The organism is Porifericola rhodea, from assembly GCF_030506305.1.
Classification (GTDB): domain Bacteria; phylum Bacteroidota; class Bacteroidia; order Cytophagales; family Cyclobacteriaceae; genus Catalinimonas; species Catalinimonas rhodea.
Window position 1 is genome coordinate 2845832 of the sequence record NZ_CP119421.1, and the last position, 14471, is coordinate 2860302.

8 protein-coding genes are annotated in these 14471 nt (G+C 43.3%); 3 read left to right on the forward strand and 5 right to left on the reverse strand.

The annotated features are described in order from the left end of the window. Positions 1-106 precede the first annotated feature (106 nt). Positions 107-685, reverse strand: a complete 579-nt coding sequence (locus PZB74_RS11655) for an anthranilate synthase component II (protein WP_302236137.1) — start codon at positions 683-685, stop codon at positions 107-109. A gap of 159 nt (positions 686-844) precedes the next feature. Beyond that, a complete protein-coding gene (locus PZB74_RS11660) occupies positions 845-2299 on the reverse strand; it encodes an anthranilate synthase component I family protein (RefSeq protein ID WP_302236140.1) in 1455 nt (484 codons plus the stop codon). Between the two features lie 328 nt (positions 2300-2627). On the opposite strand from PZB74_RS11660, the gene PZB74_RS11665 reads away from it, so the two are divergent. Next, positions 2628-3188: a hypothetical protein gene (locus PZB74_RS11665; protein ID WP_302236142.1), complete on the forward strand. Its 561-nt coding sequence runs from the start codon at positions 2628-2630 to the stop codon at positions 3186-3188. A gap of 440 nt (positions 3189-3628) precedes the next feature. Here PZB74_RS11665 and PZB74_RS11670 read toward each other — a convergent pair whose 3' ends face one another. Continuing rightward, the gene (locus PZB74_RS11670; protein WP_302236144.1) at positions 3629-3862 is read right to left on the reverse strand and encodes a hypothetical protein; all 234 of its coding nucleotides are present in this window, start codon (positions 3860-3862) and stop codon (positions 3629-3631) included. Positions 3863-4268: 406 nt separating this feature from the next. Between PZB74_RS11670 and PZB74_RS11675 the strand changes: the two genes are divergently transcribed. After that, positions 4269-9941 (forward strand): alpha-2-macroglobulin family protein, encoded by a 5673-nt coding sequence (locus PZB74_RS11675; RefSeq protein WP_302236146.1) that lies wholly within the window; start codon positions 4269-4271, stop codon positions 9939-9941. A gap of 74 nt (positions 9942-10015) precedes the next feature. Here the strand turns inward: PZB74_RS11675 and PZB74_RS11680 are convergent, their stop codons facing one another. Both PZB74_RS11680 and PZB74_RS11685 read right to left on the reverse strand, forming a co-directional pair. Beyond that, positions 10016-10552, reverse strand: coding sequence for a hypothetical protein (locus PZB74_RS11680; RefSeq protein WP_302236149.1), 537 nt, complete (start codon positions 10550-10552; stop codon positions 10016-10018). Positions 10553-10728: 176 nt separating this feature from the next. Continuing rightward, positions 10729-13383: a valine--tRNA ligase gene (locus tag PZB74_RS11685; protein ID WP_302236152.1), complete on the reverse strand. Its 2655-nt coding sequence runs from the start codon at positions 13381-13383 to the stop codon at positions 10729-10731. Positions 13384-13768: 385 nt separating this feature from the next. Between PZB74_RS11685 and PZB74_RS11690 the strand changes: the two genes are divergently transcribed. Next, positions 13769-14458 carry a response regulator transcription factor gene (locus PZB74_RS11690; RefSeq protein ID WP_302236153.1) on the forward strand — a complete coding sequence of 230 codons (690 nt, stop codon included), beginning with the start codon at positions 13769-13771 and terminating at the stop codon, positions 14456-14458. Positions 14459-14471: the final 13 nt, after the last annotated feature.

Genomic DNA, 14471 nt, shown 5'->3' on the forward strand with positions numbered 1-14471 from the left:
GATTAATGTTTGGTTGAAAATAGATTTCTGGAAATTGAAAAAACGGGAGCATAGCTAGGGGTAGTACATAATGGTGTAGATATTTATGCTCAATGCCCGGCAGAAGCTAATGTTCCAGCCAGTTTTTTAGCATTTGTTTTCCATGTTCGGTAAGAATAGACTCCGGATGAAACTGCACACCATGAACATCATATTGTTTATGGCGTAAGCCCATTACCTCTCCATGAGGGTCCAGTGCTGTTACGATTAGCTCCGGGTTATTAGCCATAGATACAGCTTCTACTGCCCAGCTATGGTAGCGGCAAACATTAAAAACCTGTGGTAAGCCTTCAAAAAGATATTCCTCTTTATCTTCCAGCATCACTTTATCGGCATAACCATGCAGTACGGTAGGCATATTGTACAGCTTTGCCTTAAAGGCTTCGGCAATACCCTGGTGGCCCAGGCATACACCCAGTATACTTTTGGTGGGCGCATAGGTTTTAATTACATCCATCATAATCCCTGCTTCTTCGGGAATACCGGGGCCGGGAGAAAGCAGAATTTTATCATATTTGGCTACTTCTTCCACGCTAATCTTATCGTTACGGATCACATCCATCTGCTCTCCATAACCCAGTTCCCTCAGGATGTGCACCAGGTTATAGGTGAATGAGTCATAATTATCTAGAACTAGTATTTTCATGTTAGTAATTGCAGATTGCAAATCTTTAAATCAAAATTATGTATGCGATTTCAAATTTCTATTGAAATCATAAAGTAGAGCTGAAATTATTAAGAGCCAAGCATCAGAAAACTGCTACCTGAGCCTAAATACTATGCTCAGCGTTCCACTAGCCGGGCTTTAGTTTGATATATCCTCTGCTACCTCCAGGGCTCTTCTGAGGGCAGCCAGTTTGTTATTTACCTCCTGTAACTCGCTTTCTACCACAGACTTGGCTACCACTCCGGCGCCTGCCTGATAATACAATGAGTTGTTCTGGCTGATGAAGGAGCGTATCATAATAGCATGATTAAACTGCGCGGTTTTTTGATCGCTACCAAACCCTAAAAAGCCTATAGCACCACCATAATAGCCACGCTTGGTCTTTTCGTACTGGCTGATCAGCTGCATAGCCATATGTTTGGGAGCTCCAGAAAGTGTGCCTGCCGGAAAAGTATCAGCCACCACCTGTATGGGCGAGGTTTCGGGAGAAAGTTTGCTGGTCACTTTAGATACCAGATGGATGACATGGGAGAAATATTGTACCTCTTTAAAAGTCTCTACCGTCACTTCATTCCCGTGTCTGCTCAGGTCATTACGGGCCAGGTCTACCAGCATCACATGTTCTGAGTTTTCTTTAGGGTCGTCTATCAGCTTTTTGGCTAGTTCAGCATCGGCGGCATCATTTCCGGTACGCTTAAAAGTACCAGCGATAGGGTAAATACTGGCTTCTCCATCCTTAATAACAATTTGCGCCTCTGGCGAAGAGCCAAATATTTTGTAGTTGCCATAGTCAAAATAGAAGAGATATGGAGAAGGGTTGATGGAGCGGAGGGCACGGTAAACGTTAAATTCGTCACCTTTAAAGCGGTTTTCAAAACGGCGAGACAGTACAATCTGAAATACATCTCCTCTAAAACAGTGCTCTTGTCCTTTACGAATAATTTCCAGAAACTCATCATCGGAGTAATTGCTGCTTTCTTCGCCTTCGCGCTGAAAACGATAGCTCGGAATATTTCGGTTATTAACCAGAGAGATCAGGTCTGAGAGTTTGTCGTGCTTACCCTCTTCACCTGCCAGCTCATGATGAAACGCATACAACTCATTGCGGAAATGGTCAATGGCAATCACATACCGATATACAGAATAGTGTACTTCTGGTATACCATAATCCTTATCTGTATCGGCCTGTATATCCACGTCTTCATAATACTGTACAGCATCATAAGACATGTACCCAAACATGCCATTAGTGCTAAATTTATAATCATGGTCTTCAGACTTAAATGAGGCTGCAAACTGGCTCAGCATCTCTATTACTTCCTGCTTTTGCTGAGTTTGGGTTTCTGAAGCCGTGCCATCAGGAAAACTTTGCTTCACCAGGCCATTTTTTACAGAAAAAGTAGCAATAGGGCTACAGCATATAAACGAGAAGCTATTGTCACTGCTATGGTAGTCTGAGCTTTCCAGTAATATAGGATTATCAAAACGGTCCCGTATTTTCAGGTAAATGTTAACAGGGGTAACCGTATCTGAGAGCATGCGCTTATGCTCAGTCACCAATTGGTAAAGGCGTTTAGTTTGTTGTGTTTGCATGAGATTCTTTCGTTTAAAAAAAAAGCCTACTGCGCGAACAGTAGGCTCATAAAATATGCTTTATAGGTAAAGACAAGCAAATACTTAGCCGTTCGCGCCTAAATATGTTGGGCGCCACCACCAGTTAGTTTTTGCGTATGTCTTGCTAATTCTTACCATATGCGACAAATATAAAGTCCTATCTTTATATTTCAAACGGACTTTATCAAATTGTACGTAAAATGCAGACTTTATTTATAAGGGCTGTATAGGGCTTTATTTGAGACCTTTTGTATAGCAGGCAAGCCCTTGAAATTACAGATAACCACAAATTATATACATCAATCGCATGGAAACGCTGGCGGAAGAATACCAGGACTTAAGCAAAAAGAATAGCGCATTGCGCAGATACAACAAACGTCTGCTTTTTTGGATGAAAATCCTGGGGCTGTTGTTTGTCTTATGCCTGAGCTATATTATTTATATAGAATACTTTCCTCCCTTCTTCGGGCGCTGGCCGGAGCTTAGCCAGAAATACGATAATCTACAGTTGGAACGCGAAGCGCTTCAGGAGGAAATAGACAGCCTGAATCGAGTTAATAGTCTATTGGTAGAGCTATCTCCCTACTACACAGGAGTATTTTTTGAAGTACAGATTGGGGCATTTGAGCATTTTGACCTGGAAAAGTACCGTGAAGGCCTGGCCAAGCTCAATATAGATTATAGCGGAGAGTTAGATCAGTACACATTGGGTAAATTTCGTGATCTGGATCTTGCCAAAGATTTTGTGAGAGACATCAGAAGAATGGGTATTAAAGATGCCTTTATTGTAGCCAAAATAGATGGAAAACGGGTAACGGTGAAGGAAGCACAGGAAGAAGCCCGGAGGCTTGGAGAGGCTAATAGCTAAGAAAAACCCAACTTGAGTCTGGAGGGTTTTACTAACCCCCTAAAAGACAGGTTTTGAGCCGTAATACTATCGCAACAATCCACTGTTAACTCTGACATTCATCAGAGCCCCTCGCAAAAGCAAGGGGTGAGGCCCGGTTTTGAAAGTACACTGTCGCTCGGTATTTATCTAAGTGTTGGAGTTAGAAAACGAGTCCAGGACCCAAGCGGGTAATCTTAAATATTTTTGAAAGAACGTCTTACTGCTTTCTTACAAGAAAATGTCTAAGAAGGTTCACCACCATTTAAAATTTTCTTGCTGCTGCAAATATACAAACATAAAAAGATTGAAAAGCAAGTAAGTCTACGAATCTCTGGGGAAGCTAAGCTCAAAAACTACATCTGAACTTTGAGGATATGCTATTGTAAAACTTTTAGGTAGTGAGCAGCTAAGCTTTTATGCTAATCATCGGAGCTAGGCGTATCTTCTGTCCTAAAAAAACTGAACCCATACCTTACACCTAAGATGGAAGGAATTACCACCATAAAAGAGGACAATAGTGTAAAGTAAAAACTAATTTCTCCGGGATCAGATGAAGCGCCAGGCCAGCATGTCAGAAAAAAGGGTAGGCTAAGGAGCCAGAGGAGTAAGTTTTGCCAGGAGAAAATCTTGGTGTTTGGATGTTTACTGTGCATAAGGGCTCTTTCTATAGGGCGGAAATCTAATTGAGCTTGAGTATTACAAATGTAAGTATTTCGTGAGTTTTTTTCAAATATTCACACATTTTATTTGTGAATAAGAGTGCTAGGTTTTAAGTAATTTGCGTAGGTGTTTTTAGGCTTACTTAACTATAGCTATGTCGCAATCTAATAAGCTAGCTTAGCGTAAGGTTTTCCTTCATATCATTATGCTTTCCGGCCTCTATATAGTATCCTTTCTTCAACTAAATTTCTATTTTTGACGCTTTATAGTTTATGCCAGACATTAGCTTGGTGCCTCCTTGCCAGTGCTGGTTTTAAGCTGTTCTTCTGTTTTTTATAATAATAATCATCCACTTATCATCAAGTAAAATTTAGGACATAGGGTATCGTTTACTAGATTATGGATACAATCAGAGCTTTCCTTTCTCAACTGTTTAATCAGATTTCATATTGGCTAAGCAATACTTTCTCATCTGCCCAATACTGGTATCGGCAGGCCTCATGGCGAGATAGAGGTATTGTAGGTGCTGGCTTGCTGTTAGTACTTAGCCTTTTGGTATGGGGGCTGTCTTTTTTTGGTGAGGATGATTTTAAAGGCACAAAAGAAATAGACCCTGCCTTCAATGCTTATATTTCTGCTTATACCGCAGGCATTATCTCCACAGAGTCTTCTATCCGTATTCAGTTTAACCGACCTTTGGCCGACTCTACCCAATTAGGCAAAGAAGTTAAAGAGACTTATTTTTCCTTTAACCCTTCCATCACTGGTAATACCTACTGGCTAGATAGAAGTACACTTGAGTTTATTCCTTCTCAAAAACTACTTTCCGGGCAAAAGTATCAGGTGAAATTTGCGCTACACGAGTTAGTAAACGTGCCCGATGCATTAGAAAGTTTTGAGTATGCCCTGCGAACTATGCAGCAAAACTATGAGCTGCAACTTAGTGGGCTCACTTATGAAGACAGAGAAGAGCTGGCTAAGCCAGTGCTGGAAGGTAGCCTGCTTACGGCTGATGTAGCAGATGCAGCAGCAATTGAAAAAATGTTGACAGCTCAGCAGGATGATAATCCTCTGGAAATTAGTTGGGAGCATAGTAGTCCGGTACACCGCTTTGTGATAAGAAATATCAGCCGCCTAAGTGGGGATGCCAGCATTAAGCTTGTGAGCAGAGGAGAGCCTATAGCTGTAGAAAAAAATACCGAAGAAGAGTTTTTCGTGCCTTCGCTAAACACCTTTACACTAATTGGTCATCAGGTGATAGAAGAGCCTGAGCAATATGTAGAATTGCGTTTTTCTGACCCCCTACAGGAGAACCAGAACCTTGAGGGACTAATTCAGGTGCGGCAGGCAGGTAAGGAGACACCCCGGCTGATTGTAGATAACAACATTCTTCGTGTATACCCTCAGAGCGCTATGGAAGGGGGTACTTCGGTAGTCATTAATGAAGGGGTTAAAAATATTCGGGGAGAGCGCCTGGCACAAAGCACCGAAGTAGATGTAGAGTTTGAGCCTATCAAACCAGCGCTTCGTTTTGTTAACAAGGGGATCATACTGCCTTCTACTGATGGTATGATGCTTCCTTTTGAGGCTGTAAGCCTGAAAGAAATTGATGTTACTATTATTAAGGTTTTTGAGGATAATTTGAATCAGTTTTTTCAGCTTAACCAATATGATGGTCAACAGGAAATCCGACGTGTGGCTCGTCCGGTAGCTCAGAAAAGAGTGCCTCTCAATGCATCTGGAGCTACAGACCTGAGCCGCTGGAACCGCTTTACCTTAGATTTGTCTGAAATTATAGAGACTGACCCCGGAGCATTGTATCAGGTAGTCTTAAGTTTTCGTCAGAGCCAGTCAGTTTACAGCTGTGGTGCAGCGCAGCAGCCCGAAGACAGTGAGCTTACGGCCTACGATATAGCTCAGGATTGGGATGATCCCTCTAAAGTTTATTGGGATGCCTACAACCAGTACTACTATGCTCCAAATTACAATTGGGAGGAGCGTGACAACCCCTGCTCACCTTCTTACTATGGTTTTCGCAGAAGCGCACAAACTAACTTACTGGCATCTGACCTGGGGATGATAGCCAAACGTGGCGAGCACGGACAACTTTATATATCAGTGAATGATTTACGTACGTCAGAGCCTTTATCGGGTGTGGATGTGAGCCTGTACGATTTTCAGCAGCGCCTAATTGCTGAGGAGTCTACAGATGGAGATGGTGAAATCCTTATTTCCAGTACACAGAGACCTTATTTGTTAATCGCTTCTGATGGTGATCAGCGTGCCTATCTGAGGGTGGATGATGGCAGTTCTTTGCCCCTAAGCAATTTTGAAGTTGCCGGACAGGAAGTTCAAAATGGTCTGAAAGGTTTTATCTATGGTGATCGTGGTGTGTGGCGCCCCGGAGACTCACTGCATATTAATTTTGTGCTGGAGGATAAAGCCCGCTCGCTGCCGCCCAGCCATCCGGTAGTGTTTGAACTTCAGAACCCACGAGGGCAGGTAGTACAGCGTTTGGTAAGAACCGAAGCCGTAGGGAATATCTATAACTTTAGTACTGCTACCGAGCCCGATGCTATTACGGGTAGCTGGTCGGCACAGGTGCAGGTAGGGGGTACCACATTTAATAAAAGGCTGCGCATAGAAACCGTGAGACCCAACCGCCTCAAAATTGATCTGGATTTTCGTGCCGATCGTTTTGTAGCGCGCAACCAGAAACCTACTGCCTTTCTGGGTGTAAGCTGGTTGAGCGGAGCTACTGCCCGAAACCTAAGGGTAGAAACAGAAATGCTACTAAGCCCTGCCCGTACTACATTTGAAGATTATCCGCAATTTACTTTCGAGGATCAGGCAAGAGATTTTAGTGCTGAACGTCGTGAGGTGTACGACAGCAGAGTAGATCAGAATGGCAATGCGGAATTTAACATAGACCTGAGTCTGGAACAGGAAGTGCCCGGAGTGCTCAATGCTACGTTTGTTACCAAAGCATATGAAGAAGGAGGTAATTTTAGCATAGACAGGTTCAGCCTGCCTTATTACCCTTATTCGTCCTTTATTGGTTTAAATGTACCTCAGGGAGAAGGTATGGGGGGGGCTCTGCATACTGGTAAAAGCCATCAGGTAGAGTTAGTAGCCGTAAATGAACGTGGAGATTTAGTCAGAAATCGTGAAGTAGAGCTATCACTGTACAAATTAGACTGGCGCTGGTGGTGGGAGCAATCGGCTGACTACATTGCCAATTATGTAGGCAATGAGTACCGTGAACCAGTACTTAAAGAAACGCTAAATCTGGGTAATGGAAAAAGTAAATGGAGCTTTAGTGTTAATGATGAGGCCTGGGGGCGCTACTACCTGCGCAGCTGCGATACCGAATCTGGGCATTGTAGTGGAGAAATTATATACCTGGACTGGCCAGATTATGCTGGGCGTGATGGACGAGATGCTCCTCAGGCAGCTGCCATGCTTAGCTTCTCGGCCGATAAAGAAAGTTACGAAGTAGGAGAAGAAGCGCTGATCAGCATTCCTGCTAAAGGTGAAGGTCGGGCACTCATTAGTATAGAGAATGGAACAGAAGTATTAGAAACGTATTGGGTAGAAGTGGAAGATGAGGGAGAAACAACTTTTGAGCTGGAGATTACTGAAGAGATGACGCCCAATATTTATGTACATGCTACGCTGCTTCAGCCTCATGCCCAAACATCTAATGACCTGCCTATCCGCATGTACGGCATTATTCCACTGGAGGTAAGCAATCCAGAAACACATCTGGAACCGCTCATCAGCATGCCGGAAAAACTTGAGCCGGAGAAAGAAGTAGTGATAAGTGTAGCGGAGGCTCAGGAAAAGCCTATGGCATATACCATTGCAATGGTTGACGAGGGTCTTCTGGATATTACTAATTTTGAAACCCCCAGGCCCCATGACTACTTCTATGCTCATGAAGCTCTGGGAGTAAAAACCTGGGATATGTACGATTACGTAATAGGGGCTTATGGTGGAGAGTTGGAACGTATTCTGGCTATTGGCGGTGATGAAGCAGCCAAGATGGAAGGAAGCCGCCGTGCCAATCGTTTTACGCCTGTAGTTAAGTTCTTAGGACCTTTCTTTTTAGAAGAAGGAGACGAAAATGTACATACCATCAAAATGCCTAATTATGTAGGTTCTGTACGGACTATGGTAGTAGCCGCGCACGAGGGAGCATACGGACAGGCAGAAAAAACAACGCCGGTAAGCAAACCTTTAATGGTACTAGGTACACTGCCCAGAGCGCTAAGCCCCGGTGAGTCACTTAAGCTGCCAGTAAATATTTTCGCAATGGATAATTCCGTAAAAAGTGTCAGAGTAAGCGTAAGTACTGGTGAGCTTCTGACCCTGAGAGGGCAACGTTCAGAAGAAATGTTTTTCCCAAACCCAGGCGACCGTCTGGTAGATTTCGGGCTGGAGGTAGCCAACAGGGCAGGTATTGGCAAAGTAGAAATTAATGCTGCTGCCGGGCCTGTACGTGCTGACTATAATGTTGAACTGGATGTACGGAACCCCAATCCGCAAATGACAGAAGCTATCAGTAGTATAGTCAGTAGCGGAAGCAGCTGGGAGACAGATTTTGATATCATAGGAATGCCGGGTACCAACGAGGCTATAATTGAGCTATCTGATATTCCACCGCTTAACCTTGGCAAACGTTTAGAGTACCTGATCAGCTATCCTCACGGCTGTGTAGAACAAACGGTGTCGGCCGCTTTTCCGCAGTTGTATTTGGCAAATATACAGAAGCTTAATGAGCAGGATAAAAAAAGAGTAGAGCAGAATATCAATCAGGCCATCAAACGCCTAGGTGCTTTCCGTACCAATGAAGGAGCCTTTGCCTACTGGCCAGGCTCTAATGATGCCGATGAGTGGAGTACCAGTTATGCCGGACACTTTCTGTTAGAAGCACAGCAAAAGGGGTATTTTGTGCCACCTGGCTTGCTCCAATCCTGGATAAGTTTTCAGCGGAGAAGAGCAGGACAATGGGGAAGAAGCCAGCAGTACACACGCGAAGATTTGGTGCAGGCTTATCGTTTATATACACTGGCACTGGCTGGAGAAGAAGAGCAGGGAGCTATGAACCGTATGCGTGAGCTCAGTGATGTTTCCGTGTCAGCAAAATGGAGGCTGGCCGCTGCCTATGCGTTGCTGGAGCAGCAGGAGGTGGCACAGGAGATGATTTCAGGCCTAAACAGTCAGGTAGATGCCTATACCGAAACCTATGGTACTTATGGCTCTGCTCTGCGTGATGAAGCTATGATACTGGAAACTTTAGCTTTAATGGATGTTCAGGAAAAAGGGCTTACCTTGTTCCGCCGTATTTCTTCTGCTCTTAGTGATGACACTCGTTGGATGAGTACCCAAACCACCGCTTTTGCTCTGATCGCCAGCAGCAAATTTGCTGAAAATATGCAGTTGGGAGAAGGAGTAAATGCAAACTTAACTATAGATGGGCAGCCCCAGGTTAATCTACAGTCTGAACTTTCGGTAATGCAGCGGAAGATAGAACTTAATGGCAAAAGTGCTCACCAGATAAAAGTAGTAAACCAGGGAGAAGGTGAGCTTTATGCACGTGTCATTCTTAAAGGTAAGCCAGCGCTGGGCGAGGAGAAAACGACTTCTAATGCGCTCCAGATGAATGTTGTCTACAAAGGTGTGAATGGAGAACTTATTGATATCAAAAATTTGAAACAGGGAACAGACTTTGTAGCCGAAGTGATGGTGCATAACCCTGGAACGCAGGGAGAAATTCAGCAGATCGCTCTTTCCCATATGGTGCCTTCCGGTTGGGAGATCTTGAATACGCGCTTGCTCAATGTTGAGCAGTTTAACGAGCAATCAAGCTTTGATTATCAGGATATTCGTGATGACCGGGTACATACCTATTTTGGTCTTGCAGCAGGCGAGCGCAAAACGTTCAGGCTCATGCTAAATGCCAGCTATGTGGGGCGCTTTTATCAACCGGCGGTTTATGCAGAAGCCATGTACGACAACACTGTCAACGCTTCGCTGGAGGGGCAGTGGGTAGAAGTTACAGAGCCATAAAAATAAATATGAAAGGTAAAAAAAAAGCGGTTCTGCTTGGGGCAGATACCGCTTTTTGTCTGATGGGCTGTATACTAAATTCCTAAGATCTTGGCATTTACATTAAACACAGTATGAATATCTATAGTATGGTCTGATTTTAATGCTTCATCAGTAACCACTTCTGTCATTAGCGTAAACTCATCCTTTTTAATGTACTCTTTCAGGTCAACTTGCGCTGTTTCCAGGCTTAGCGTAGAGCCTACCACACTGGATACATCATCATGCCAGGCAATTTTTTCTTTAGGAAGGCCTTCAGCTTCTATGTAAATATCTATTGTTTTCAAGAAACTAAAGTCTTCACCATCAGGGCTGGAGATTGTCAGTTCCAGTTCATCAAGTGTAATTTCTTCTATCAGGTCTTTGCGGGTATCATTAATCGCAAACTTAGACTCAGAGTTAGTTTTAACATCGGGAGTAAATAGATCTACGGGTAGGTTAAGGCCAGTGCTGGAGGGAATGACTACCGAAGAATCATAATCCATTTTGAACTGGGTAAACTCATCAAGTTTTTCACAAGCTACAATACCTACACAAAGTAGTAGTAAGGCAATCAGGCTATTTTTCATCATGTGTATCTATTTTTACCTGAACCATAACAAAAGCTATGCAAGGCATAAATACACAGGTGTTTACTACAGACTAGAACATGTAGGAAAAGTAGCAGTAATTGTTATTTTTTTATCGGAAATGAATAAAAAAAGGGAACCTGAGCAGATTCCCTTTTCTAATGATAATAAATTGAAAACTATAGCGCAGCAAGTTGTTCTTCAATAGCCTTAATTTTGGCTTCTGCATCAGCTTGCTTTTTACGTTCCATAGCTACGACCTTTTCTGGGGCGTTCTGTACAAAGCGTTCGTTGCTCAACTTCTTGTTTACTGAGGTTAAGAAACCTTTGTTGTACTCCAGTTCTTTTTCCAGTCTTTCTTTCTCCTGACTGCTGTCTACAGCCTCACCCAACGGAACAAAGCACTCATTAGGTTTGCCTTGAGGCGTATTCACCATAAAGCTGGCTGCACCCTCTATTTTATCTTGGGTAAATGTGATACTTTCTACGTTTGCAAGTTTCTGTATGATACTTCCAAACTGATCAAAAATATCCTGAGAATCGGTACGAACGTTAAGCTCCAAAGTATTTTTATTAGCAATACCTCGGCTATTTCTCACATTTCTGATGTTTGTAATAATGTCTATAGCCACCTGACCATTACCCAGTAGCGATAGGTCTGCCTGTTTACGTGCTTCGCTGTTATCTGCTGTAGGCCATGCGGCAACAATCAGGTAATCATCCTCATCACGTTCTTTAATCTCATGCCAGATCTCTTCTGTCAGGAATGGCATAAAAGGATGAAGGACCCGCATCAGGTCTTCAAAGAAAGTAATAGTAGCCTCGTAGGTTAGCTGGTCTATCTGCTTGGCCTCTGGCTTAATCATTTCCAGATACCATGAGCAGAAGTCATTCCACATCAGCTTATACAGCGCTTTTAGGGCATCGGAGATACGGAATTTTGAAAAATGGTCTTCTACCGTAATCAGCGTCTGATTAAAGTTGGCGGCAAACCAGGCAATTGCCGTACGGTTTTGCTCATTAGGCTTTGTGTCTTTTACTTCCCACCCCTTCACCAAACGGAATGCGTTCCAGATTTTGTTTGCGAAGTTTCTACCCTGCTCACATAGTTTAACATCAAACGGTAAGTCATTTCCGGCAGGGGAACTAAACAGCATACCAGTTCTTACTCCATCTGCCCCATACTCTTTAATTAGTTCCAGAGGATCTGGAGAGTTGCCGAGCGACTTAGACATTTTACGTCCAAGCTTGTCTCTTACAATACCCGTAAGGTATACGTTTTTAAAGGGCTTTTCCTGACGGTACTCATATCCATTAATAATCATACGGGCTACCCAGAAGAACAGAATTTCAGGGGCGGTAACCAGATCATTAGTGGGGTAGTAGTATTGTATGTCTTTGTTATCAGGTTCCAAAATTCCGTTAAAGACAGTAATAGGCCAGAGGCCGGAAGAGAACCAGGTGTCTAGTACGTCTTCTTCCTGACGAAGGTCTTCTGCTGTTAGCTTTGCATTACCACTTTTCTCGCGAGCCATTTCCAGTGCTTTTTCAGCAGTTTCAGCTACTACAAATTCGCCGTTTGGCAAGTAGTAGGCTGGAATACGCTGGCCCCACCATAGTTGACGAGAGATACACCAGTCACGTACGTTTTCCATCCAGGAGCGGTACATGTTCTTAAACTTGGGAGGGTGTAACTGTACATTATCATTAAGGACGTTTTCCAGGGCGGGCTTAGTGAGTTCTTCCATGGAAACAAACCATTGCTCTGATAGACGAGGCTCCACAACAGCATCTGTTCTTTCTGAGAAGCCTACGCTATTTTTGTAGTCTTCTTCCTTCTCTAGTAAGCCCAGCTTATCCAGTTCTTTGGCAATCTTCTTTCTCACTACAAAACGATCCTCCCCCACAAAAAACTGCGCAGCTTCGCTCATCGTCCCATCATCATTCATCACATCCAGCGTTTCCAGTTTATGCTTCATACCCAGCTCGTAGTCATTAGGGTCATGGGCAGGAGTTACTTTTAGGCAGCCGGTTCCAAACTCCATACTCACGTACTCATCTTCAATGACTGGTACGGCACGGTTTACTAAAGGAACAATAACCTTTTTGCCTTTGAGGTGTGTGTAGCGTTTATCTTCAGGGTTAATACAAACGGCAGTATCTCCCAGAATGGTCTCCGGGCGAGTAGTGGCTATAGTTACATACTTGTCCTCACCCTCAATTTTATACTTTACATAGTAAAGCTTAGAGTTTACATCTTTATGAATTACCTCATCATCTGCCAGAGCTGTTTTGCCCTGAGGGTCCCAGTTGATCATGCGGTAGCCTCGGTAGATGTAGCCCTTATTATATAGATCAACAAAAACCTTAATTACTGAGGCGGACATATGGTCCTCCATGGTAAAGCGCGTACGATCCCAGTCGCAGGAAGCTCCCAGTTTTTTGAGCTGCTCCAGAATGATACCTCCATACTTCTCCTTCCACTCCCAGGCATACTTTAAAAACTCCTCGCGAGAGATATCGCTCTTCTTAATTCCGCGCTCTTTAAGCATGGCCACTACTTTAGCTTCAGTAGCAATAGAGGCATGGTCTGTACCGGGTACCCAGCAGGCTTCTTTGCCCTCCATACGAGCTTTACGGGTAAGTACATCCTGTATAGTGTTGTTGAGCATGTGGCCCATGTGTAATACCCCGGTAACATTTGGCGGAGGTATAACAATAGTATATGGCTCTTTGTCAGGGTTAGGCTCAGAGTGAAAGTATTTCTTATCCAACCACTGCTGATACCACTTATCTTCTACTTCTTGTGGATTATATTTGCTAGAGAGCGCCATGAGTATATTTGTTCTGTTGATTTTAATGCTTCCGCAAAGATAAAAACTTGATACGAACTTATTGTAACTTTTACCTATCCTTTGCTGTCGGCCTTAAAGGCAGGTTACAGGAGTAGGCAATATGAGCTGGAAGAAATATTGCTAATAATGAGCAAAAACTTCATGTAGATAGAGAGTTCATTATAAACTGAAAAAAGGGCTCTAATTTGACTCAATAAGCCTTTTTTTAGTTACAGAAATGTGTAATGAGCATAAGTATGCTTAAAGATAAAGCAATAGATAAGTGCTAATTTTTTATTCCTGTTTTTTGTATATATTTTTGGCATAAAAGTACGATTTGGCTATTAAGCTAATTCGTTGATAATTAAACTATTATCTTACTCATATGGCAAGCAAGCAACACAAAGTGCTTGTGGTAGACGACGAACCTGATATTCTGGATCTGCTGGAGTACAATCTGGCAAAAGAAGGATATAAAGTAAAAACTGCTACCAACGGAAGGAAGGCTGTAGAAATAGCCGCCCATTTCTTACCAGACTTAATACTTCTGGATATTATGATGCCTCATCAGGACGGGGTGGAAACCTGTCGTCAGTTGAGGGAAAATCCAGACCTCTATAATACTTACATCGTGTTTTTGACTGCCCGCTCTGAAGAGTACTCAGAGGTAGCCGCCTTTGATACCGGTGCTGATGATTATATAACCAAGCCCATTAAGCCCCGCGCGTTAATGAGCCGCATTAGTGCTATGTTCAGAAGGGAGGCCAAGAAAAAACAAAAGAGTGATAAGATTAGCATAGGAGGGCTTACTATTGACCGTACCAGTTATATGGTTACCGTAAATGGTGAGCAGATAAGCCTGCCCAAAAAAGAATTTGAACTCCTCTATTTTCTCGCTCAGAACCCCGATAAAGTGCATAGCCGCGATGACCTTTTGCAAAACATCTGGGGAGCGGATGTATACGTGCTGGCCAGAACTGTAGATGTGCACATTCGTAAAGTGAGAGAAAAAGTGGGTAGCCAGTACATTGTTACCGTCAAGGGTGTGGGCTATAAGTTTGGAGTAGAAGAGTAAGGATAAAAATACC

Bases quoted from the DNA above. Each gene is read 5' to 3' on its own strand.
- PZB74_RS11655 (WP_302236137.1), bottom strand. From the start codon at position 685: ATGAAAATACTAGTTCTAGATAATTATGACTCATTCACCTATAACCTG.
- PZB74_RS11660 (WP_302236140.1), bottom strand. From the start codon at position 2,299: ATGCAAACACAACAAACTAAACGCCTTTACCAATTGGTGACTGAGCAT.
- PZB74_RS11665 (WP_302236142.1), top strand. From the start codon at position 2,628: ATGGAAACGCTGGCGGAAGAATACCAGGACTTAAGCAAAAAGAATAGC.
- PZB74_RS11670 (WP_302236144.1), bottom strand. From the start codon at position 3,862: ATGCACAGTAAACATCCAAACACCAAGATTTTCTCCTGGCAAAACTTA.
- PZB74_RS11675 (WP_302236146.1), top strand. From the start codon at position 4,269: ATGGATACAATCAGAGCTTTCCTTTCTCAACTGTTTAATCAGATTTCA.
- PZB74_RS11680 (WP_302236149.1), bottom strand. From the start codon at position 10,552: ATGATGAAAAATAGCCTGATTGCCTTACTACTACTTTGTGTAGGTATT.
- PZB74_RS11685 (WP_302236152.1), bottom strand. From the start codon at position 13,383: ATGGCGCTCTCTAGCAAATATAATCCACAAGAAGTAGAAGATAAGTGG.
- PZB74_RS11690 (WP_302236153.1), top strand. From the start codon at position 13,769: ATGGCAAGCAAGCAACACAAAGTGCTTGTGGTAGACGACGAACCTGAT.